At 42.6% G+C, this 22,470-nt stretch carries 21 protein-coding genes and 1 riboswitch; of the genes, 20 read left to right on the top strand and 1 reads right to left on the bottom strand.

Features of this window, described 5'->3' with window-relative positions; all coding sequences use genetic code 11:
* The first annotated feature begins 85 nt into the window (after positions 1-85).
* From zapA to NST01_RS12945, 15 genes are all read left to right on the top strand, one after another.
* Positions 86-343, top strand: a complete 258-nt coding sequence (gene zapA, locus NST01_RS13015) for a cell division protein ZapA (RefSeq protein WP_008345998.1) — start codon at positions 86-88, stop codon at positions 341-343.
* Positions 344-350: 7 nt separating this feature from the next.
* A complete protein-coding gene (locus NST01_RS13010) occupies positions 351-884 on the top strand; it encodes a CvpA family protein (protein WP_017358251.1) in 534 nt (177 codons plus the stop codon).
* 114 nt (positions 885-998) lie between these two features.
* Positions 999-2,711: a DNA polymerase/3'-5' exonuclease PolX gene (polX, locus tag NST01_RS13005; RefSeq protein WP_146270707.1), complete on the top strand. Its 1,713-nt coding sequence runs from the start codon at positions 999-1,001 to the stop codon at positions 2,709-2,711.
* A 21-nt stretch (positions 2,712-2,732) separates the two neighbouring features.
* Positions 2,733-5,090, top strand: coding sequence for an endonuclease MutS2 (locus NST01_RS13000; RefSeq protein WP_191218985.1), 2,358 nt, complete (start codon positions 2,733-2,735; stop codon positions 5,088-5,090).
* Between the two features lie 14 nt (positions 5,091-5,104).
* Positions 5,105-5,509 (top strand): DUF350 domain-containing protein, encoded by a 405-nt coding sequence (locus tag NST01_RS12995; RefSeq protein ID WP_008345990.1) that lies wholly within the window; start codon positions 5,105-5,107, stop codon positions 5,507-5,509.
* Positions 5,510-5,671: 162 nt separating this feature from the next.
* Positions 5,672-6,127: an Imm63 family immunity protein gene (locus NST01_RS12990; protein WP_191218945.1), complete on the top strand. Its 456-nt coding sequence runs from the start codon at positions 5,672-5,674 to the stop codon at positions 6,125-6,127.
* A gap of 100 nt (positions 6,128-6,227) precedes the next feature.
* Positions 6,228-7,937 (top strand): AMP-binding protein, encoded by a 1,710-nt coding sequence (locus NST01_RS12985; protein WP_191218946.1) that lies wholly within the window; start codon positions 6,228-6,230, stop codon positions 7,935-7,937.
* 174 nt (positions 7,938-8,111) lie between these two features.
* Positions 8,112-8,696 carry a TetR/AcrR family transcriptional regulator gene (locus NST01_RS12980; protein WP_017367816.1) on the top strand — a complete coding sequence of 195 codons (585 nt, stop codon included), beginning with the start codon at positions 8,112-8,114 and terminating at the stop codon, positions 8,694-8,696.
* Positions 8,697-8,721: 25 nt separating this feature from the next.
* The gene (locus tag NST01_RS12975; protein ID WP_017358245.1) at positions 8,722-9,501 is read left to right on the top strand and encodes an enoyl-CoA hydratase; all 780 of its coding nucleotides are present in this window, start codon (positions 8,722-8,724) and stop codon (positions 9,499-9,501) included.
* Between the two features lie 31 nt (positions 9,502-9,532).
* Positions 9,533-10,306 (top strand): electron transfer flavoprotein subunit beta/FixA family protein, encoded by a 774-nt coding sequence (locus NST01_RS12970; protein WP_035391188.1) that lies wholly within the window; start codon positions 9,533-9,535, stop codon positions 10,304-10,306.
* A gap of 44 nt (positions 10,307-10,350) precedes the next feature.
* Positions 10,351-11,328, top strand: a complete 978-nt coding sequence (locus NST01_RS12965) for an electron transfer flavoprotein subunit alpha/FixB family protein (protein WP_191218947.1) — start codon at positions 10,351-10,353, stop codon at positions 11,326-11,328.
* Positions 11,329-11,403: 75 nt separating this feature from the next.
* Positions 11,404-12,882 carry an alpha-L-arabinofuranosidase C-terminal domain-containing protein gene (locus NST01_RS12960; RefSeq protein ID WP_191218948.1) on the top strand — a complete coding sequence of 493 codons (1,479 nt, stop codon included), beginning with the start codon at positions 11,404-11,406 and terminating at the stop codon, positions 12,880-12,882.
* 246 nt (positions 12,883-13,128) lie between these two features.
* Positions 13,129-13,443: a thioredoxin gene (gene trxA / locus NST01_RS12955; RefSeq protein WP_007501629.1), complete on the top strand. Its 315-nt coding sequence runs from the start codon at positions 13,129-13,131 to the stop codon at positions 13,441-13,443.
* Positions 13,444-13,582: 139 nt separating this feature from the next.
* On the top strand, positions 13,583-15,355 hold the full coding sequence (gene uvrC, locus NST01_RS12950; RefSeq protein ID WP_007501627.1) for an excinuclease ABC subunit UvrC: 1,773 nt from the start codon (positions 13,583-13,585) through the stop codon (positions 15,353-15,355).
* A 61-nt stretch (positions 15,356-15,416) separates the two neighbouring features.
* A riboswitch (Lysine riboswitch) is annotated at positions 15,417-15,594 on the top strand.
* A 131-nt stretch (positions 15,595-15,725) separates the two neighbouring features.
* Positions 15,726-16,961 carry an aspartate kinase gene (locus NST01_RS12945; RefSeq protein ID WP_056705939.1) on the top strand — a complete coding sequence of 412 codons (1,236 nt, stop codon included), beginning with the start codon at positions 15,726-15,728 and terminating at the stop codon, positions 16,959-16,961.
* Positions 16,962-17,129: 168 nt separating this feature from the next.
* Here NST01_RS12945 and NST01_RS12940 read toward each other — a convergent pair whose 3' ends face one another.
* Positions 17,130-17,573, bottom strand: a complete 444-nt coding sequence (locus tag NST01_RS12940) for a YslB family protein (protein WP_008345974.1) — start codon at positions 17,571-17,573, stop codon at positions 17,130-17,132.
* A gap of 283 nt (positions 17,574-17,856) precedes the next feature.
* Between NST01_RS12940 and NST01_RS12935 the strand changes: the two genes are divergently transcribed.
* The 5 genes from NST01_RS12935 (at position 17,857) to NST01_RS12915 (ending at position 22,398) form a co-directional block, all read left to right on the top strand.
* Positions 17,857-18,465, top strand: a complete 609-nt coding sequence (locus tag NST01_RS12935; RefSeq protein ID WP_007501622.1) for a succinate dehydrogenase cytochrome b558 subunit — start codon at positions 17,857-17,859, stop codon at positions 18,463-18,465.
* 37 nt (positions 18,466-18,502) lie between these two features.
* The gene (gene sdhA, locus NST01_RS12930) at positions 18,503-20,263 is read left to right on the top strand and encodes a succinate dehydrogenase flavoprotein subunit (RefSeq protein WP_008345971.1); all 1,761 of its coding nucleotides are present in this window, start codon (positions 18,503-18,505) and stop codon (positions 20,261-20,263) included.
* Position 20,264: 1 nt separating this feature from the next.
* A complete protein-coding gene (gene sdhB / locus NST01_RS12925) occupies positions 20,265-21,029 on the top strand; it encodes a succinate dehydrogenase iron-sulfur subunit (RefSeq protein WP_008345969.1) in 765 nt (254 codons plus the stop codon).
* 122 nt (positions 21,030-21,151) lie between these two features.
* Positions 21,152-21,610 (top strand): acyl-CoA thioesterase, encoded by a 459-nt coding sequence (locus tag NST01_RS12920; RefSeq protein ID WP_007501614.1) that lies wholly within the window; start codon positions 21,152-21,154, stop codon positions 21,608-21,610.
* A gap of 71 nt (positions 21,611-21,681) precedes the next feature.
* On the top strand, positions 21,682-22,398 hold the full coding sequence (locus tag NST01_RS12915; protein ID WP_341041975.1) for a biotin--[acetyl-CoA-carboxylase] ligase: 717 nt from the start codon (positions 21,682-21,684) through the stop codon (positions 22,396-22,398).
* Positions 22,399-22,470: the final 72 nt, after the last annotated feature.

Here is a 22,470-nt window from a genome sequence, read left to right as displayed (position 1 = left end):
ATAACAGGGAAGGGCTCGTCTTTCCATTCAATGTCTAAACATGTTATGATAGAGACTAGGATTCTCGTGGAATGGAGGAGAAACGTTGTCTGACGGCGGTAAAACGAAAACAACAGTTGAGATTTACGGACAGTCCTATACGATCATCGGTCAAGAAACGAAGATGCATATGCGACATGTTGCTTCAATTGTTGATGATAAAATGAGAGAAATCAATGAAAAAAATCCATACCTTGATATAAACAAATTAGCTGTACTGACAGCAGTCAATGTCGTCCACGACTACTTGAAATTAAAAGAGCAATACGAAAAACTAGAGCTTCATCTAAAAGAAAAGGAATGAAATTACCGTGATCGATATCATCATTTTGTTTTTGCTTCTTATGGGAACGCTTGTCGGTCTAAAACGCGGGTTTATTCTTCAATTTATTAAATTGATTAGCTTTGTTGTTTCTATTTTAGTGGCTTCTATGTTTTATCAGTCACTTGCACCACAGCTTACGTGGATTCCAGCACCTAATTTTAGCAGCGGTCAAGCGCAGCTTGCTTTCTTTAGTGGGAATCTAGAAACAGCTTATTATAATACCATTGCGTTTATCATTCTGTTTATCTTGACCAAAATCCTGCTCGCTATCATCGGCGGATTGCTCACAACCATTGCAAGTATCCCTGTGATTAAACAGGTCAACAAACTGCTTGGCGCTGTTTTAGGATTTCTTGAAACCTATCTATTTGTGTTTATTCTATTGTTTGTGGCCGCATTACTTCCAGTCGATGCGCTTCAAACCATGATGAGCAAATCAATGTTAGCAGATGTGATCGTAAATAGCACCCCTTACCTGTCCGGTCTTGTCAAAGACCTATGGTCGACGTATGGAGTTTAAGAACTTCTCCTTTCTTGGAGAAGTTTTTTCTCATTCCATGACAGAAAGTTGTCGGATGAAGGGAAAGTTTGTATATTTATATAGGAAGATGCCAAAGCGGCTGGAGGATGAGAGATGAATAAAAAAGATATTATCAAACTTCTTGAAACAATTGCAGTTTATATGGAGCTAAAAGGAGATAATCCTTTTAAAATTTCTGCCTTTCGTAAAGCAGCTGCGGCACTGGAACAAGATGACCGCAGTCTTTCTCAAATAGATGACCTATTAGCATTACCCGGCATTGGAAAAGGAACCTTTGCTGTGATCACAGAGTATATCGAAAAAGGACAGTCTGAAACACTCGAACAATTAAAAAAAGAAGTGCCTGAAGGACTTGTCCCCCTCTTAAAATTGCAAGGACTCGGCGGGAAGAAGATTGCTAAGCTCTACCAAGAGCTTGGTGTTCACGATGCACAGTCTTTAAAAGAAGCATGTGAAGCGGAAAAAGTACAAACGCTTGCTGGGTTTGGCAAAAAAACAGAAGAAAAGATTCTTGCCGCTCTTGAGGAGGCGGGAAAGCAGCCAGAACGACTGCCAATTGGTTTTGCATTAGATGTGGCAGAGCGAATTGATGATGCGCTGGAACAGATGGAGGGAATCATCCGTTTTTCAAGAGCGGGCAGTTTAAGACGTGCGCGTGAAACGGTTAAAGATTTAGATTACATCATTGCGACTGATAACCCTGAACAAGTGAGAAAGCAGCTTGTTGCTCTTGATGATGTCAAAGATGTCATTGCGAGCGGTGATACGAAGGTATCGGTCATGCTTGCACTTGATTTTGAAATCAGTGTAGATTTCCGGCTTGTGACAACAGACCAATTTGCAACAACGCTGCACCATTTCACTGGCTCAAAAGATCATAACATTCGTATGCGACAGCTTGCGAAGGAGCGCGGTGAGCGTATTAGTGAATATGGGGTTGAAACGATCGAAACTGGGGATGTGAAAACATTTGAAGACGAAAGCGCTTTTTATGCACATTTCCAACTTCCGCTCATTCCGCCAGAAATTCGTGAAACCGGAGCAGAGATTGATTCGTATAAAGAAAGTATGCAATTTGTAGAACGAAAAGATATCAAAGGCGATCTTCATATGCACTCGACATGGAGTGATGGCGCTTTTTCTATTCGCGAAATGGCAGAGGCATGTATCGCAAAAGGCTATGAATACATGGCGATCACAGACCACTCACAATATTTAAAAGTAGCAAACGGTTTAACAAAAGAACGTTTGCGTTTGCAAGCAAAAGAAATTGACAAGCTGAATCAAGAATTCGAACATTTTCACATTTTCAAAGGGGTCGAAATGGATATTCTGCCGGATGGATCGTTAGATTATGATGATGACTTTCTAGCAGACATGGATTTTGTCATTGCGTCTATTCATTCTAGCTTCTCTCAGCCGGAGGAAGTCATTATGGAGCGCCTAGAAAATGCCTTGAATAATCAGCATGTGGATTTAATTGCCCATCCAACTGGCCGTTTGATCGGTAGACGAGACGGCTATGCTTTAAATATTGATCAGCTCATAGAGCTTGCGAAAAAAACGGGCACTGCACTGGAACTCAACAGCAACCCGTCAAGACTTGATTTAAAAACAGAGCATTTAATGAAAGCAAACGAAGCGGGTGTGAACATCATGATCAACACAGATGCACACAACATCGCCATGCTCGATCATATGGACGTCGGTGTCACAGCTGCAAGAAAAGGATGGACACCAAAAGCAAATGTCGTGAATACATTTTCACTCAATGAGATGAAAAAGTTTTTAACGCGTGACAGGTAGTCGTTAGGAGGCTGGACCATGCTGCAACAAAAAGTGTTAGCATCATTAGAATTTCATAAAGTAAAAGAAAAAGTCATGTCCTATACTGCTTCGACTTTAGGGAAAGAAAAAGCGCAGGACTTAATACCACTCACAGATATCAAGAGCATTCAGCATCTGCTAGAAGAGGTAGCAGAAGCGCAAGATGTGATTCGTTTAAAAGGATCTGCGCCGTTTGGCGGGTTAACGGATATTAGACGAAGCGTCAAACGAGCAGAAATAGGCAGTATATTAAGCCCTGCTGAGCTGATGGAAATTGCGGCGCTGTTATATACCACAAAAAACATGAAGCACTTTCTCACCTCTATGTATGAGGACGGAGTAGAGATACCCCGTCTTCATACATATGCAGAATCGCTGATTTTACTGCCAGACGTGAGAAAAGAAATCGAAAGCTGTATTGGTGACAATGGAGAAGTGCTTGATCACGCAACGCCTGCCCTCCGCACCATACGAACGCAGTTACGATCACTAGAATCAAAAGTACGAGATAAATTAGAATCAATGATTCGTTCACAATCTGCCACGAAAATGCTGTCAGACACCATTGTGACCATTCGTAATGATCGGTTTGTCATTCCCGTAAAACAAGAGTACCGCTCGAATTATGGGGGGATTGTTCACGATCAATCTTCTTCAGGCGCAACTCTTTTTATTGAGCCGCAGGTGGTCGTAGATTTAAATAACACCTTGCAGCAAACTCGCCTAAAAGAAAAGCAAGAGATTGAAAAGATTTTGCAAATGCTGACAGCGAGTGTGTCAGAGCACATTGATGAATTGCTTCATAATGTGAATGAACTTCAGACATTAGATTTTATTTTCGCCAAAGCCAAATATGCAAAAGCAGAAAAAGCCACAAAACCTACTGTGAATAACCAAGGGGAGATTTATTTAAAACGGGCAAGACATCCCCTATTGCCCCGAGATCAGGTTGTGGCAAATGATATTGAGCTAGGCAAAGATTTTTCTACGATCGTCATCACAGGTCCAAATACAGGCGGTAAGACCGTCACTTTAAAAACACTTGGACTTCTTACGCTGATGACGCAGGCAGGTCTTCATATTCCAGTCGAAGAAGGATCAGAAGTGGCTGTATTCGATCAAGTCTTTGCTGATATTGGAGACGAGCAGTCTATTGAACAGAGCTTGAGTACATTCTCATCTCATATGGTCAATATTGTGGATATCCTAAAGCATTTAACGTCTAATTCACTCGTGTTATTTGATGAATTAGGTGCGGGGACAGATCCTGCTGAAGGTGCAGCACTTGCGATGAGCATCTTAGATGAAGTTCATCAAACAAATGCGCGCGTCATCGCAACGACTCACTATCCTGAGCTGAAGGCATACGGATATAACCGAGAAGGCGTCACAAATGCGAGTGTAGAGTTTGATATTGAAACCTTATCTCCTACATATCGCTTGCTCATCGGGGTGCCGGGACGAAGTAATGCATTTGAAATTTCCAAACGTCTAGGACTGCCTCATCATTTAATTGACCGTGCAAAAGCAGATATGCATGCGGAACATAATGAAGTCGATCAGATGATTGCATCATTAGAAGACAGCAAAAAACAAGCAGAAGAAGAACTGCATGAGACGGAATTCTATAGAAAAGAAGCAGAGAAGCTCCATAAAGAACTGCAAAAACAAATCCTTGAATGGAATGAACAAAAGGACAAACTGCTGGAAGAAGCTGAACAAAAAGCGGCAGAAAAAATTGAACAAGCAACAAAAGAAGCAGAAGAGATTATTCAAGAGCTTCGGTCCATTAAAAGTGAGCATCGTTCGTTCAAAGAACATGAACTCATTGATGCGAGAAAGCGTCTTGAAGAAGCTGTCCCTGAGTTTGACCGTAAGAAAAAACCAGAGCCAGTAAAAAAAGCAGCAAGACAGCTAAAGCCAGGCGATGAAGTCAAAGTGCTAACGTTTGGCCAAAAAGGAACGCTCATCGAACAAACGGGTAACAAAGAATGGAGTGTCCAAATGGGCATTCTGAAAATGAAAGTAAAAGAAAAAGATATGGAATTTATCAAATCAGCACCGGAATTTAAGCAAGAGAAAGCCATCACGGCGGTCAAAGGAAAAGACTATCATGTATCACTTGAGCTTGATTTAAGAGGAGAGCGTTATGAGAATGCCTTAAGCAGAGTCGAGAAATACTTAGATGATGCCGTCTTAGCTGGCTATCCGCGCGTGTCGATCATTCACGGTAAAGGCACTGGCGCCCTGAGAAAAGGGGTCCAGGAATTATTAAAGCAGCACCGTAGTGTAAAAAATGCTCGTTTTGGAGAACAAGGCGAGGGAGGATCAGGCGTCACCATCGTCGAATTAAAGTAAAAAGGAGAAAACGCATGAAAGCCTTTTGGGAAAATGAACTTGTGGAAATTGCCGCCTATTACAGCGTGGCCGTCCTATGTCTTGTCTTATTTCTTACCATATTTGAACTCGTGACCTCCTATAAAAACTGGGAAGAGATTCAGCGGGGGAACTTAGCTGTTGCTATGGCAACCGGCGGGAAGATTTTTGGGATTGCCAATGTCTTTCAGCATTCCATCGCTCAGCACAACTCCCTTCTTCAAATGATCGGATGGGGCGTATACGGCTTTGTGATGCTGCTTGTCAGCTATTTCATTTTTGAATTTTTAACACCACGATTTAAAGTAGACAAAGAGATTGAGAATGATAATAGAGCGGTCGGGTTTATTTCACTCATTATTTCTGTTGGGCTGTCTTATGTAGTAGCAGCCGGCATTTAAGGAGACGACATGGAAAAACTAGCCAAAGTATTAATTGTAGTTGCCTGCACTTTTGCGGTTATTGGTGCCGTTTACATGTTCCTGTAAAATGAAGAATACATTCTTGAAAGCTGTCAGGGAAAACCTTGACAGCTTTTCACTCATCAAAGGCGGCGAATCAGAATGAATCAAATCTTGCAGAAAGACGAACTCATAAAGCGCATTGAAACTTGTCTCAAAAAGACATCTCTTCCCCAAGACATATATGAACCGTATATTGCACGTCCTTTTCAAACGACTGGTTTTTTTGATGATTTGAGTCCATATATCGACATTGATCCATCCGGCTATATTCTTATTCAATATGAACGAGGGATTAAAGTGCTTCATAAAAGAACAAAAGAGGCGGATGAAGTCGTTTATTGGATTTTAGAAGACACCATCTTTCTAACTGTGTACCTAGACATGATGAGACAATATCAAGTGGACAACATCCAAACACATTTACCTAATGACCCTAGTATCCATAAACAGATTGTGGAGAGAGTCCATGAGTCATTTCGTGCGATCGGTGGATTATACGAAAAGTGGCATCATGAAGGGAAAAGAGCCTCTATAGAAACACCGGCGAAAAAATGAAGATGTGCCATAGAACGAGCTCGATTTGAAAAAAGCAAACTGCCATAAGGAAAAGTTTGCTATAATAAAATAGTACGAAAGTTCAGGAAGGAGGGTTTTTATGCAGTCAGATAAACGATGGCTTCTGCATTACCCGAATCAAATTCCCCACGAACTCACCATCCCAAATGAAACATTGCAATCTTACTTATTCAGCTCCGCAGAGGCAGCACCTGAGCATACAGCCATTCATTTTTTAGGAAAAAACATCACCTACCAGCAGTTACAAGAAGATGCGCTGAAATTAGCCAGTCACTTGATTGACATCGGTGTCAAAAAAGGCGACAGAGTAGCGATTATGCTGCCAAACTGCCCGCAATCGGTGATTTCTTATTATGCGGTTTTAATAGCAGGCGGCATTGTCGTTCAAACCAATCCGCTTTATACGGAGAAAGAACTGGAATATCAAATGGAGGACAGCGGCTCTAAGGTGCTGATCACTCTCGATCTACTGTATCCAAAGGCCTATAAAATGAAAGCGCTGACAAGTATGGAACATTTGATCATCACAAAATTACAAGATTACTTGCCATTTCCGAAAAACATATTGTTTCCGATTGTCCAGCGAAGGAAAAACAACATGGTCATCCAAGTGGAGAAGAGTGATACCATTCATCATTTCTCACAGATCATGAAAGAATCGTCAGGAGAACGGATTCCGCAAATATCCTTTCAACCGAAAGAGGATGTCGCAGTTTTGCAATATACAGGCGGAACGACAGGTTTACCAAAAGGGGTCATGCTCACACACGAAAATATAGTAGCCAATACAGAAATGTGTGCATCCTGGATGTATAAAACGAACCGTGGAAAAGAGCGGATTCTTGGGATCATTCCGTTCTTTCATGTATACGGCATGACGACCGTGCTAAACCTTGCAGTCAAAGAAGGTCATCAAATGATTCTTCTTCCGCGTTTTGATGCAGCGGATGCGCTGAAGACCATTGAAAAACAGAAACCGACGCTGTTCCCAGGAGCACCAACGATGTATATTGCCCTGCTTCATCATCCGAATATTGAGAAGTATGACCTATCATCCATCACGGCATGCTTAAGCGGATCGGCCGCTCTTCCTGTTGAAGTCAAACAGAGTTTTGAAAAACTAACAGGAGGAAGGCTTGTAGAAGGGTATGGACTTTCAGAAACTTCTCCTGTCACTCATGCCAATTTCTTATGGGGAGCGAACAAAATAGGAAGTATCGGGTGCCCTTGGCCGAATACGGATGCCGGTATTTATTGTGAAGAAACGGGTGGACTCAAAGCGCCATATGAGCACGGAGAGATTATCGTCAAAGGTCCTCAAATCATGAAAGGGTACTGGAATCAGCCGGATGAGACAGCGGCAGTGTTAAGAGACGGCTGGTTTTTTACAGGAGACATTGGGTATATGGATGAGGATGGTTTTTTCTATATCGTAGACCGGAAAAAAGATGTCATCATCGCGAGTGGCTATAATATTTACCCAAGAGAGGTTGAAGAAGCCCTTTATGAGCATGAGCTTGTACAAGAAGTTGTTGTGGCGGGTATTCCAGATCCGTATAGAGGGGAAACAGTAAAAGCCTTTGTTGTCCCGAAGAAGGATGCCTATGTAACAGAGGATGAACTGGATCGTTTTGTTAGAACAAGAATTGCCTCATTTAAAGTGCCGCGTGTCTACGAATTTAAGGAATCACTGCCTAAAACGGCTGTAGGGAAAATCTTGCGCAGAGTGTTAATTGAAGAAGAAAAAAGAAAGCAATCATCTTCAACAGAAGAACCAGTCGATCGATGAGAGAATGAACCAGCATCATCCGGTCAAGCGGCCGGATGATTTGAATTGTACGTGTCTGCTCTGGTATGCTAAAGGTTGAAAAGAAAGAAGAACATCACTTGACAAATCACTCGTTTCTTTTTAACATAAAGTTATGAATGAATGCTCATTCAATTCAGAAAGGGACGAAGCACATTGAAGCAGAAAAGACCGAAGTACATGCAAATTATTGATGCAGCCGTTGTGGTGATTGCAGAGAACGGCTACCATCAATCACAAGTTTCAAAGATTGCCAAACAAGCAGGAGTAGCAGACGGAACCATTTATCTCTATTTCAAAAACAAAGAGGATATTCTGATCTCGTTGTTTAAAGAAAAAATGGGACAATTCATCGAACGGATGGAAAACGATATTCAAAAGAAACCGTCTGCGAAAGAAAAGCTTCTTCTCCTCATTCGAGAACACTTTCGCCTGCTATCGCAAGACCATCATTTGGCCCTTGTGACACAGCTTGAACTCAGGCAGTCAAACCTTGAACTGCGCCAAAAAATCAATGAGGTGCTGAAAGGGTATTTAAATATGCTAGACTCCATTTTAACCGAGGGAAAGAAGACAGGAGAATTTAGACAAAATCTAGATGTCCGCTTAGCGAGACAAATGGTATTTGGGACGATTGATGAAACCGCTACAACATGGGTCATGAATGATCAAAAGTATGACCTGCCAGCACTCGCAGAAAGTGTACATGATCTTCTCTTAAACGGAATACATCAATCTTAAAGACAATTGAAAAAGGATGATTGACATGGAAAAAATACTTAGCTTACACCAAGACGAACAGACAGCACTCATCACGATTCAACACCCGCCTGCAAATGCCTTATCCTCTCAGCTTCTCACTGAACTCAACGACATGTTTGATCAGCTTGAACAAAACAGTGAAGTGAGAGCTATTGTCATTCATGGAGAAGGTAGATTTTTCTCAGCAGGTGCTGATATTAAAGAATTTACGACCTTGCAGGAAGAATCTGATTATGCCAGCCTTGCAGACAGAGGACAGCAAGTGTTTGAACGAATTGAACAATGTCCAAAACCGGTGATTGCTTCCATTCACGGGGCAGCATTAGGCGGCGGGCTTGAGCTGGCGATGTCGTGTGATATTCGAATCGCAACAAAAGATGCAAAGCTGGGACTGCCGGAATTAAATCTCGGTATTATCCCAGGATTCGGCGGAACGCAGCGCCTGCCTCGCTACGTTGGATCAGCTAAAGCACTTGAAATGATGGGAACAGCTGAGCCAATTACAGGAGAAGAAGCATTTGCCTGCGGACTTGTTTCAAAACTTGCGGAAACAGAGGAAGAAGCGCTGGAAACAGCCAAAACATTGGCAGCGAAATTTGCAGCGAAAAGCCCTAAAACGCTTGAGTATGTGCTTGAGTTATTGAATGCGACAAAAGTGTACTCATATGATGGCGGAATGAAGCTGGAAGCCAAAAAGTTTGCTGAGGTGTTCCAGTCGAATGATGCCAAAGAAGGCATCCAAGCTTTTATTGAAAAGCGTAAACCGAATTTTAAAGGGGAATAAGGGATTAGTACGACACAAGGGGGAGAAATGAATGAATATTTTTGTTTTAATGAAGCGTACGTTTGACACGGAAGAGAAAATCTCTATTCAGTCTGGTGCTATTCAAGAAGATGGGGCAGAGTTCATTATTAATCCTTATGATGAGTACGCAATTGAAGAAGCGATTCAGCTTCGGGATGAGCACGGGGGAGAAGTAACGGTCGTGACAGTTGGCAATGAAGATGCGGAGAAGCAGCTTAGAACAGCACTTGCAATGGGCTGCGATCAAGCCGTTTTATTAAATGTTGAAGATGATTTGGAGGAGTGGGATCAGTTTTCCGCTTCTACGATTCTATATCACTATTTCAAGGATAAAGAAGCTTCCTTGATCTTAGCAGGGAATGTAGCGATTGACGGCGGATCTGGACAGGTGGCCCCGCGTCTTGCTGAATTACTCGGTTTTCCATATGTCACAACCATTACAAGTATTCAAATTGACGGCGGCTCAGCTTCAATTGAGCGAGATGCAGAGGGTGATGTGGAAGTGATTTCTGCCGAGCTCCCGCTAGTGGTCACCGCGCAGCAAGGTCTCAATGAGCCTCGTTATCCATCGTTACCAGGCATCATGAAGGCAAAGAAAAAGCCTTTAGAAGAACTGGAATTAGACGATCTAGATCTAGATGAAGACGATGTGCCATATAAAATCAAAACAATCGAACGCTTCTTACCGGAGAAAAAAGAGGGTGGCAAGGTGCTGAGCGGAGAGCTTCAGGATCAGGTCAAGGAACTGACAGACCTGCTAAGAAATGAAGCAAAAGTCATCTAAACATCCACTTTACGATATCACGAGAACAAGGGGGAGCTTATAGGATGAGTAAAAAAGTTGTTGTACTTGGAGAAAGTCGTGACGGTAAATTAAGAAATGTGACATTTGAAGCGATTGCTGCCGCTCACGAGGTGGCTGATGGCGGTGAAGTGATTGGCGTTTTAATAGGGAATCACGTCAAAGATCAAGCGGATGAACTGCTTTATTATGGAGCGGATCATGTGATGATCGTCGAGCACCCGCATCTTTCTTATTATACGTCTGATGGTTTTGCGCAGGCGCTTCAGGCAATATTAGATCAAGTCAATCCTGATGCAGTGCTCTTCGGTCATACATCGATCGGAAAAGACTTGTCACCAAAAATAGCTGCACGCCTGCAAACAGGCTTAATTTCAGATGCAATAGATGTAAGCGTTACCGGTGAACATCTTGTTTTCACTAGACCGATTTATTCAGGAAAAGCTTTTGAAAAAGTCATTTCAACAGATCGTCTGCTTTTGGCTACTATCCGTCCAAACAACGTGGCACCGCTGGAGCGTGATACGTCACGCAGCGGAGAAGTGACGCCAGTTTCTGTCGATATTCAAAACCTAAGAACGATCGTGAAGGAAGTCATTAAAAAAACATCAGAAGGTGTAGATTTATCTGAAGCGAAGGTTATTGTCGCAGGAGGCAGGGGGGTCAAGAGCAAAGAAGGCTTTGAACCGCTGAAAGAACTTGCCCAAACGCTTGGCGCAGCAGTCGGTGCCTCGCGTGGTGCATGTGACGCTGACTACTGCGATTATGCCCTGCAAATTGGTCAAACCGGTAAAGTGGTCACACCTGACCTTTACATTGCCTGCGGGATTTCAGGAGCTATTCAGCATTTAGCCGGTATGTCCAACAGTAAAGTCATTGTTGCAATCAACAAAGACCCAGAAGCTGAAATCTTCAAAATCGCTGATTACGGAATAGTTGGTGACTTATTCGAAGTCGTTCCGCTTTTAAATGAAGAGTTAAAAAAGATGAATATCCATTCTTAACGCTCATACACTCAGAATGCCTAGGTATTCTGGGTTTTTTTGTATGTTATCACGAAACAAAGGAGCGGTTTACAAGTGAATGGGACAGTAAAAGTCAATGAAGTGATTGGACGCATTTCTAAACACATCTATGGACACTTTCAAGAGCATTTAGGAAGAGGAATTTATGACGGAATTTGGGTAGGGAAAGATTCAGAGATTGATCATGTTGAAGGGATACGTACCGATGTACTAAAGGCACTTCAAGCCTTACATATCCCGGTGCTGAGGTGGCCGGGCGGCTGTTTTGCAGACGAGTATCACTGGGCAAATGGTGTAGGTGATCTGAGTGAACGAAAGCCGATGGTAAACACCCATTGGGGTGGTACGGTTGAATCCAATGCATTTGGTACGCATGAATTTATGGCATTATGTGAGCTGCTTGAATGTGAGCCATACATTTGCGGCAATGTGGGAAGCGGGTCTGTTCAAGAATTAGCCGATTGGGTCGAATACATGACATTTCCAAAAGGGACACCTATGTCAGACTGGCGCATTAAAAACGGAAAACAAGAACCTTGGAAGCTGACCTATGTTGGTGTAGGCAATGAAAGCTGGGGCTGCGGTGGAAATATGACGCCAGAGTATTATGCAGACTTATATAAACGCTACCAAACGTATGTGAGAGAATTTGCTGGTCAGCACATTTACAAAATCGCATGCGGTGCGAATTCAAATGATGTGAATTGGACAAAAGTATTAATGGAGCGTGCAGCGCCGTGGATGGATGGGCTCAGTTTGCATTACTATACGGTCCCAGGAACATGGGAGAAGAAAGGGTCAGCGACCGATTTTGATGAGGATGAGTGGTTTACAACGCTGAAAAAGGCGTCTGAAATGGAGCGGCTTGTTGTGGAACACGGAGAGATCATGGATCGTTATGACCCAGACAAGCGAATCGGGATGATTATTGATGAATGGGGGACATGGTATGATCCAGAACCGGGGACAAATCCAGGGTTTTTGTATCAGCAAAACACATTAAGAGATGCTCTAGTCTGTGCCTTGCATTTTCATATTTTTCATCGCCATTGCCAGCGGATTCATATGGCGAATATTGCCCAGACCGTCAATGTGCTACAAGCGATGGTGTTAACGCAGGACGAAAAGATGCTCCTGACACCTACCTATCACGTATTTCACATGTTTCAAGTACATCAAGAAGAAGAAGCGCTTGAAGTAGAATTGAATGCGCCTTCGTATGAACGCCGGGGTGAAAAAATCCCTCAAGTCAGTGTGTCAGCCTCGCGGTCATCTGACAAGATGCATATAAGTTTATGTCATGTGAATCCCCATGAAAAAGCAGACGTATCTCTTGCGATAGAGGGAATCGGTGCAAAAACGAAGGTCACTGGCCGTGTGCTGACTGCTGATCGGATGAATGCGCACAACACGTTCGATGATCCTCATTCCGTTCAGCCTGCGGACTTTCGGCAATTTGCTGTTAAGCACGGCGAGCTGACTATTGATCTGCCGCCTATGTCGGTTGTCATGTTGACCGTCGATCTGGCTTGATCGCATATTTCAATGTTTGATGAGAAGAATGTTGGGGCATCATACATTGTAAATGAAGCGGAAAGGGAGTTATGTCATATGCTTAGAACCATTCTGATGATCATCGGTGCGATTGTTGTTATTGGTGCGATCATACGGTTTGTTTTTTAATTCATTTCATAAAAAATGATTCGTAAGCATTTCATTCGCAAGTCACATTGGTAGATGCTATACTAAAAAGCATAATTTACATTGGAGGAATGAATAATGGCAATCGTAAAAGCTACTGACGCAACATTTTCACAAGAAACTGCAGAAGGTGTTGTTCTTGCAGACTTTTGGGCACCTTGGTGCGGACCTTGTAAAATGATTGCTCCAGTTCTTGAAGAACTTGATCAAGAAATGGGCGATAAAATGAAAATTGTAAAAATTGATGTGGATGATAACCAAGAAACTGCTGGTAAATACGGCGTTATGAGTATCCCAACACTTCTTGTTTTAAAAGACGGTGAAGTCGTCGAAACGTCTGTTGGTTTCAAACCAAAAGAAGCACTAGCTGAGCTTGTAAACAAACATCTATAAACCGATCTATGCCCGCGTGGCATGATCTCAAAAGCGGTTCTCGTATAGTCGAGAGCCGCTTTTCTTTCATCGTGGTATAAAACAAATGTTCGTGATACACTAGAAGGAGTGAAAGAGGAAAACAAGGACGGATGAAAATATGAACAAATTGATCAAAGAAAAGCTGTCAGTCTTACCTGATCAACCAGGCTGTTACTTAATGAAAGATAGACAAAATACGATCATTTATGTGGGAAAGGCAAAGGTATTAAAAAATAGGGTCCGCTCTTATTTTACAGGATCTCATGATGCCAAAACGCAGCGGCTCGTCAGTGAAATCGAAGACTTTGAATACATTGTCACCTCTTCAAATATTGAGGCACTTATTTTAGAGCTGAATTTAATCAAAAAATATGACCCGAAATACAATGTCATGCTCAAGGATGACAAAACGTACCCTTTTATTAAAATTACGAATGAACGTCATCCTAAGCTGATTGTCACCCGCAATGTGAAAAAGGATAAAGGGAAATACTTCGGTCCATATCCGAACGTACAAGCAGCAAGAGAAACGAAAAAGCTGCTCGACCGTTTATATCCACTTAGAAAATGTGCGACACTCCCTGACCGAGTCTGCCTTTATTATCATCTTGGGCAATGTCTTGCTCCGTGTGTGTATGACATTTCTGAAGAAACGAATAAACAGCTCGTCGACGAAATCACAAGATTTCTAAATGGAGGGCATCAGCAAATCAAGAAAGAATTAACAGAAAAGATGCAAGAAGCGGCCGAACAATTAGAGTTTGAGCGGGCAAAAGAACTGAGAGATCAAATCGCATATATTGACTCAACGATGGAAAAGCAAAAGATGACGATGAGTGACTTATCTGATCGTGATGTGTTTGCCTATGCTTATGATAAGGGCTGGATGTGTGTCCAAGTCTTCTTCATCAGACAGGGGAAATTAATTGAACGTGATGTCAGCCTATTTCCGATGTATCAAGACCCTGAGGAAGAATTTCTCACGTTTATGGGGCAGTTTTATGAAAAGAACAACCACTTTTTGCCGAAGGAAATTTTGGTGCCAGACAGCGTCGATCAAGAGATGATTGAGCAATTGCTTGAAACGAATGTTCATCAGCCGAAAAAAGGAAAGAAAAAGGATTTGCTTTTACTTGCCCACCAAAATGCCAAAATTGCTCTCAAAGAAAAGTTCTCGCTCATAGAGCGCGATGAAGAACGGACAATTGGTGCAGTGAAGCAGCTTGGTGATGCACTTAATATTTATATGCCATACCGGATTGAGGCATTTGATAACTCCAATATCCAAGGAGCAGACCCCGTATCCGCTATGGTTGTCTTCCAAGACGGGAAGCCGTATAAAAAGGAATACCGAAAATACAAAATTAAAACCGTTGAGGGGCCCGATGATTATGCTTCCATGCGTGAAGTCATTAGAAGGCGGTATACCCGTGTGTTAAAAGATGAACTGCCGCTTCCTGACTTGATTTTAATCGATGGAGGAAAAGGACAGATCAACGCAGCCATAGATGTGCTCGAAAATGAATTAAATCTGTCTGTTCCTGTGGCAGGTCTAGTGAAAGATGAAAAACACAGGACATCGAATCTGATGATGGGTGATACGCTTGAAATTGTTGCGCTCGAACGAAATAGTCAGGCCTTTTATTTATTGCAGCGTATTCAAGATGAAGTGCACCGATTTGCGATTAGTTTTCACCGGCAGCTGCGCGGGAAGAATGCATTCCAGTCTATTCTAGACGATGTCCCAGGTATCGGGGAAAAGCGCAAAAAGCAGTTACTTAAACATTTTGGCTCTGTGAAAAAGATGAAAGAAGCCTCTATCCAGGATTTTCAGGACGCTGGTATTCCGAAACAAACGGCTGAACTTTTAATGGAAGCATTAAAAAAATAGATTGTACTTTTTCCAAAAGTCTGTTAAGATGTGACTAATTTAATAAATGAACGTGTTGTTTGTTGAAGATAGAGGTGCGAACTTCAAGAGTAAGCCTTCAGAGATCGAGGGGATCTAGGAAGAGGGCTGAAAGGGGAGCGTCGCCGAAGTGAATAAAATCCACTCATTTTATTCGCTGGCTGTACATTGAAGAAATGTAGGGCTGTCAAGAATGTATTTCTTGGAGGGCTATCTCATTGTTTGCATCGTTTGATGATGATTTTAAAGCAATGGGAGATTTGTTCTCTCATTGCTTTTTTATTTGCAGTGCAGAGAGCAGTCTCCGCAGCCTCTTCTCTCACACGTGATCTTTTGAAAAAGGGTGGTAGACATGGGACTAATTGTACAAAAATTTGGTGGAACATCTGTTGGATCGACAGAAAAAATTCGCAATGTCGCAGAGAGAGTCATCGCTGAACGCGAAGCAGGAAATGATGTGGTCGTGGTTGTGTCTGCGATGGGCAAATCAACGGATGTTCTAGTAGACCTAGCGAAAGAACTCACAGACGATCCAAGCAAAAGAGAAATGGATATGCTACTGACAACTGGTGAGCAGGTGACCATTTCATTATTAGCGATGGCACTGCAAGCAAAAGGTTATGATGCCATTTCCTTTACAGGCTGGCAAGCTGGGATGAAAACAGAGAAGGTGCACGGAAATGCAAGAATCGTGGACATCGATGAAGCAAGAATCAAAGAAGAACTGAGTGCGGGAAAAGTCGTCGTTGTAGCAGGTTTCCAAGGAATTGCGGATGATCTACATATTACAACACTTGGGCGTGGTGGATCAGATACGACAGCAGTGGCACTAGCTGCGGCACTCAAAGCGGACAAATGTGATATTTATACGGACGTACCAGGTGTGTTTACAACAGATCCTCGTTATGTGCCGTCTGCGCGAAAACTTGCAGGAATTTCATACGATGAAATGCTTGAGTTAGCCAATTTAGGAGCAGGTGTGCTGCATCCGAGAGCGGTCGAATTTGCGAAAAATTATCAAATCCCACTAGAAGTCCGTTCTAGTATTGAAAATGAATCGGGTACGTTAATTGAGGAGGAATCATCCATGGAACAAAATCTAGTTGTAAGAGGTATTGCATTTGAAGATCAGATGACACGCGTGACGGTATGCGGCCTTTCGAGCGGTTTAACAACGCTATCGACGATTTTTACGACACTTGCAAAGCAAAATATCAATGTCGATATCATTATTCAGTCTGTCACAAGCACCAATCAGACCTCCATCTCTTTCTCTGTGAAAACGGATGATTTGTCTAAAACAGTTGAAGTATTAGAAGAATATAAAGGAGCGCTTGGCTATGAGCAGATTGAGACAGAAAGCAAATTAGCCAAAGTATCTATCGTTGGCTCTGGTATGGTCTCAAACCCAGGCGTTGCGGCTGAAATGTTCGCTGTGTTAGCTCAAAAAGACATTCAAGTGAAAATGGTCAGTACGTCTGAGATCAAAGTCTCAACAGTCGTTGATCGTGAAGATATGGTGAAAGCTGTAGAAGCCCTTCATGATGCGTTTGAATTATCAAAGGTGAGCGCCGCTGCTCATTCTTAAATCTTTAAAAGAGGTGTATCCCATAAAAAGATACACCTCTTTTTTATATTGGAAATCATCAGCATATGAAGAAAGAAAAACATGCGTAAACCGGTACGCCAACTGTGCTATGATAGAAGGGTATATAAAAAAGGCGTGACACGAAGTCATCGCCTTTCATAAACAGTGTTAGCTAGGGTCTCTTAAATCCCATTTAACGGTTAAAATGACTTTATCAGCACGCTTTTTTACTTGTTCATAGGATTCAGCCACGTGCTCGTTGAGAAGCTGAATCTGTTCAGCGATAAAACCTGCTTCCATTTGAAAGCATGGCTCCTTTTGATAGCTGAGTCGATTGGATACTAGTGGACCTTCGAGCTCAAACTCAATTTCCTGTTTTTTCGAATGGACCATTGTGAGAGTTCCCCATCCGGCATCATGGAAAAATTCGGGGATCTTTTCCCATGACTCTTGAGGAAATTTACGAGCAAGCAGTTTACCCGCAAAATACATCATAGATGAATGATCCTGACCAAGAATGTCAGGCAGCAGAACTTCGCGTATCAGCTCGTAGGCAAATCCATTGACTTCAATTTCTTTTAGCTGTTCTAAGTTAGATTCGAATTTATTCATTGTATGGCTCCCCTCTTTCAACAATTTATTATAGCTTATGTGGGCATATGATGACAGAGTTTTCCCTGAAGTCTAAGAAATTCTTATTGTAGTAAAACGAATTTTGATTTAAAACTTTTAAATTTCGGAAAATTTTAATTTATGTACGCGGTTTCTTGACGCTTTTTTGACATAGGAGTAAAATGAAATTGTCAATAAATTTGAATAAAGTGCTTACAATTGAAAGAAGCGGGGGTAAGACAATTTTCAAGCAATTGCACTTTTTTTACTAGGGGGTAAAGTAATGTCGGGGAACAAAGAATTTTTTTATCGGAGATTGCATTCTTTGCTTGGCGTCATTCCGGTCGGTCTATTTTTAGTACAGCACTTAGTGATTAACCACTTTGCGACGAATGGACCAGAGGCGTTTAACAAAGCTGCACACTTTATGGAACAGCTTCCATTCAGATATGCACTTGAGCTGTTCGTGATTTTCTTACCACTGATCTATCATGCTGTTTATGGGGTGTACATAGCCTTTACGGCACAAAACAACACGTCTCGCTTCAGTTACTTAAGAAACTGGTTGTTCAGACTGCAACGGATTACAGGTATCATCACATTGATTTTTGTCACTTGGCACGTATGGGAAACACGCATTCAAGCGCAGCTTGGAGCTGAAGTAAACTATGACATGATGGCGAATATTTTAAGCTCTCCATTTATGCTAGGTTTCTATATTGTCGGCGTTTTATCTACTATTTTCCACTTTGCTAATGGCTTGTGGTCATTTGCTGTCAGCTGGGGAATTACAGTTTCACCACGCTCACAAAGAATCTCCACATATGTGACATTAGGTATATTTATAGCGCTTTCATATGTAGGGCTAAGAGCAATTTTCGCTTTTGTTTAAGAGGAAATAGATTAGTAGAAGAGGGAGAGGGGCTACAATGAGTAATTCTAGCATCATCGTTGTCGGAGGCGGCTTAGCTGGTCTCATGGCAACTATCAAAGCAGCAGAAGCGGGAACAGCTGTTAAACTATTTTCAATCGTACCTGTGAAACGTTCGCATTCTGTTTGTGCACAGGGCGGAATTAACGGAGCGGTCAATACAAAAGGTGAAGGAGATTCACCTTATGAGCATTTTGATGACACGGTATATGGCGGAGACTTTTTAGCTAACCAGCCGCCAGTAAAGGCAATGTGTGAAGCAGCGCCGTCCATTATCCACTTACTTGATCGTATGGGTGTAATGTTTAACAGAACACCAGAAGGATTACTGGACTTCCGCCGTTTCGGGGGAACACAGCACCACCGTACAGCATTTGCTGGTGCGACAACAGGTCAGCAGTTATTATATGCACTAGATGAGCAGGTTCGCCGCTATGAAGTAGCAGGGCTTGTGACGAAATATGAAGGCTGGGAATTCCTTGGTGCTGTGTTAGATGACGAGGAAGTATGCCGAGGCATTGTCGCACAGAACTTGACGACAATGGAAATCGAATCCTTCCGTTCAGATGCTGTCATCATGGCAACAGGAGGCCCTGGTATCGTATTCGGTAAATCAACGAACTCCATGATTAATACCGGATCAGCTGCATCGATCGTTTATCAGCAAGGTGCTCATTATGCTAATGGAGAATTCATTCAAATTCACCCAACAGCGATCCCAGGAGATGACAAGCTGCGTCTCATGAGTGAATCAGCTCGTGGTGAAGGTGGACGTGTTTGGACATATAAAGACGGAAAACCTTGGTACTTCCTAGAAGAAAAGTACCCAGCATACGGAAACCTTGTACCGCGTGACATTGCAACGCGTGAAATTTTCGACGTATGTGTGGAGCAAAAGCTTGGCATCAACGGAGAGAACATGGTGTATCTAGACCTTTCTCACAAAGATCCAAAAGAGCTTGATATTAAGCTTGGTGGAATCATTGAAATCTATGAAAAATTCATGGGTGATGACCCGCGTAAGCTTCCGATGAAAATTTTCCCGGCTGTTCATTATTCAATGGGCGGATTATGGGTTGATTATGATCAAATGACGAATATCAAAGGCTTGTTTGCTGCAGGAGAATGTGATTACTCTATGCACGGCGGAAACAGACTTGGTGCAAACTCATTGCTTTCTGCGATTTACGGCGGAATGGTTGCTGGACCAAATGCTGTGAAATACATTAGCGGTCTTGAAAAGTCTGCAGAAGATTTATCATCTGCAACATTCGACAGTGCCGTGAAGAAAGAGCAGGAGAAATGGGACAACATCCTTAGCATGGATGGCACAGAAAATGCATATGTGCTTCATAAAGAGCTTGGAGAATGGATGACGGACAACGTGACAGTGGTTCGTTACAACGAGAAGCTCTTAAAAACAGATCAGAAGATTGAAGAACTGATGGAGCGCTATAAGCATATTAACATCAACGATACAGCTTCATGGAGCAACCAAGGCGCTGCCTTCACGCGTCAGCTTGACAACATGCTTCAGCTGGCACGCGTCATTACGATTGGGGCTTACAACCGGAATGAAAGCCGAGGCGCACACTATAAACCGGAATTCCCAGAAAGAAACGATGAAGAATTCCTAAAAACAACGATGGCTACGTTCAAAGGGAAGAACCAAAAACCTGCATTCCACTATGAGGACGTCGATGTATCGTTAATTGCACCTCGTAAACGAGATTACTCGAAGAAAAAGGTGGAGAAATAAGATGAGTGAAAAAAACACGATTCAATTTATTATCACACGTCAAGATACAGCAGATGGCAAGCCTTATGATGAGGAATTCGAAATCCCTTACCGTCCGAATATGAACGTCATTTCTGCACTCATGGAAATCAGACGTAATCCGGTCAATAAAAAAGGTGAAAAAACAACGGCGATCAACTGGGACATGAACTGTCTTGAAGAAGTATGCGGCGCTTGTTCCATGGTCATTAATGGAACGCCTCGCCAATCATGTACTGCACTGATTGACAAGTTAGAGCAGCCGATCCGTCTTCAGCCGATGAAAACGTTCCCGGTTGTGAGAGACTTGCAGGTTGATCGAAGCCGTATGTTCAATTCATTGAAAAAAGTCAAAGCATGGGTGCCGATCGATGGCACATATGATCTTGGACCTGGACCAAGAATGCCTGAGAAAAAGCGTCAATGGGCGTATGAGCTTTCAAAGTGTATGACATGTGGTGTCTGCCTTGAAGCTTGTCCAAACGTGAATGATAAGTCTTCCTTTATGGGCCCTGCACCGCTTTCACAAGTTCGTCTATTTAACGCACATCCGACAGGTGCAATGAATAAGTCTGACCGCTTAGAAGAAATTATGGGTGATGGCGGTCTTGCAAACTGCGGGAACTCTCAAAACTGTGTGCAGGCTTGTCCGAAAGGAATCCCGCTCACAACATCAATTGCAGCACTTAACCGAGATACAACATTACAAGCTTTCCGTAACTTCTTCGGAAGCGATCACGCAGAATAACATCACATTCAGTCCTCCTTGCCAATCATGATGAGTGTTTACAAGAGGCTGGATGCAAAACATAACAAACGCCTCTTCCAATACGGGAGAGGCGTTTTGTTTGCGAATAAGGAGTGGATCAAATGAGGCTGCCGTCATATATTGAAGAGCCGTTTGAAGAGTGGAGGGCATCGTTTCGATTTTATGTGGAAACAACCGTCCGTTTTTCAGAAACGGATATGTTTGGTCACATGAACAATGTCACCCCATTTGTGTATTTTGAAGAGGCGCGGATTGCCTTCTTTCAAAAAACGGGAATTGTAGATAAACGAATGAAGCGTGCGCGAGAGACGATTACGGTCGTGGCAAACCTTCAATGTGATTACATCAAGCAAGTGGAAATCGGTGAGAGACTTCGAGTGTATGTAAAGCCAGAAAAGGTTGGATCAAGCTCTCTCATCCTTCATTATTTAGGAGAAAATGAACAGCAAGAACCGTGTTTTACAGGCTCAGTCACGATGGTGCAAATAAGTAAAGACACCGGTGCCCCTGTACCGTTTACAGAAGAGGAAAAAGAGACTTTTCAGGCCCAGCGACATTAAAGAATCACGGTCACATGTTTCATTTTGTTATAATAAAAGAATCATAATGAAGAAGAAACAAAGGAGAGCACATGAAGATCTTTCAATACGACACCATTGATAGTACAAATAATGAAGCGAAAAGGCTCATTCAGCAAGGAGAAACCCCTTCTTTTGCCGTATATGCCCGGCAGCAGACAGCAGGGAGAGGCAGGCTTGGCAGACCGTGGGAAACGCCTACAGGGAATGTAGCTGTCACGATGACAGTAAAACCGCCAGTAGATATCTCCACCCAATCAACGATTGCACCGCTGACGGCACTCGCCATTTATGATGTACTCAAACCACTTATGAGAGTAGAGGATCAGCTGGCAATCAAATGGCCAAATGATCTATTGATTAATGAAGCGAAAGTATCTGGCACATTAATTGAAGCAGACCGCAGCGCCATTTACATCGGTGTGGGCATCAATGTAGAGACAAAGCCGGAGCACGTTCCGTATAAAACCGTTTGCCTATCAGAACTGACTGAGGTGAAAGCGGACCAGCTAGTGAAAGATTTGGCAGCGGCCTTTGAAAAATTCCATGCACGCTGGCAAATGGAAGGATTTGAAGCCCTCACTGCCCTTTATAACAAACGATTATATCGGCTAAATCAACCGCTTCGTATTTCATTAGATCGTGAAAAGCAAACATGGCAGGAAGGAATTTGCTGTGGTGTGAACCGTTATGGTCATATTCAGTTAAAAGATGATCAAGGACATATAAAAGCCCATTCAGCAGGAGATATTGATGCACCGCCCAAGTAGACAATTTCTCGTTCGATTAGTGTCTAGAAAACCGTTACATTCGATGTTAGAACGGAGTGCTTTAAGATCTTT

The sequence above is a fragment of the Bacillus sp. FSL R7-0166 genome (assembly GCF_038008935.1).
Lineage (GTDB): Bacteria > Bacillota > Bacilli > Bacillales > Bacillaceae > Bacillus > Bacillus altitudinis.
Note: the sequence above shows the minus strand (reverse complement) of the source record. Positions and strands in the feature narration are given on the sequence as shown.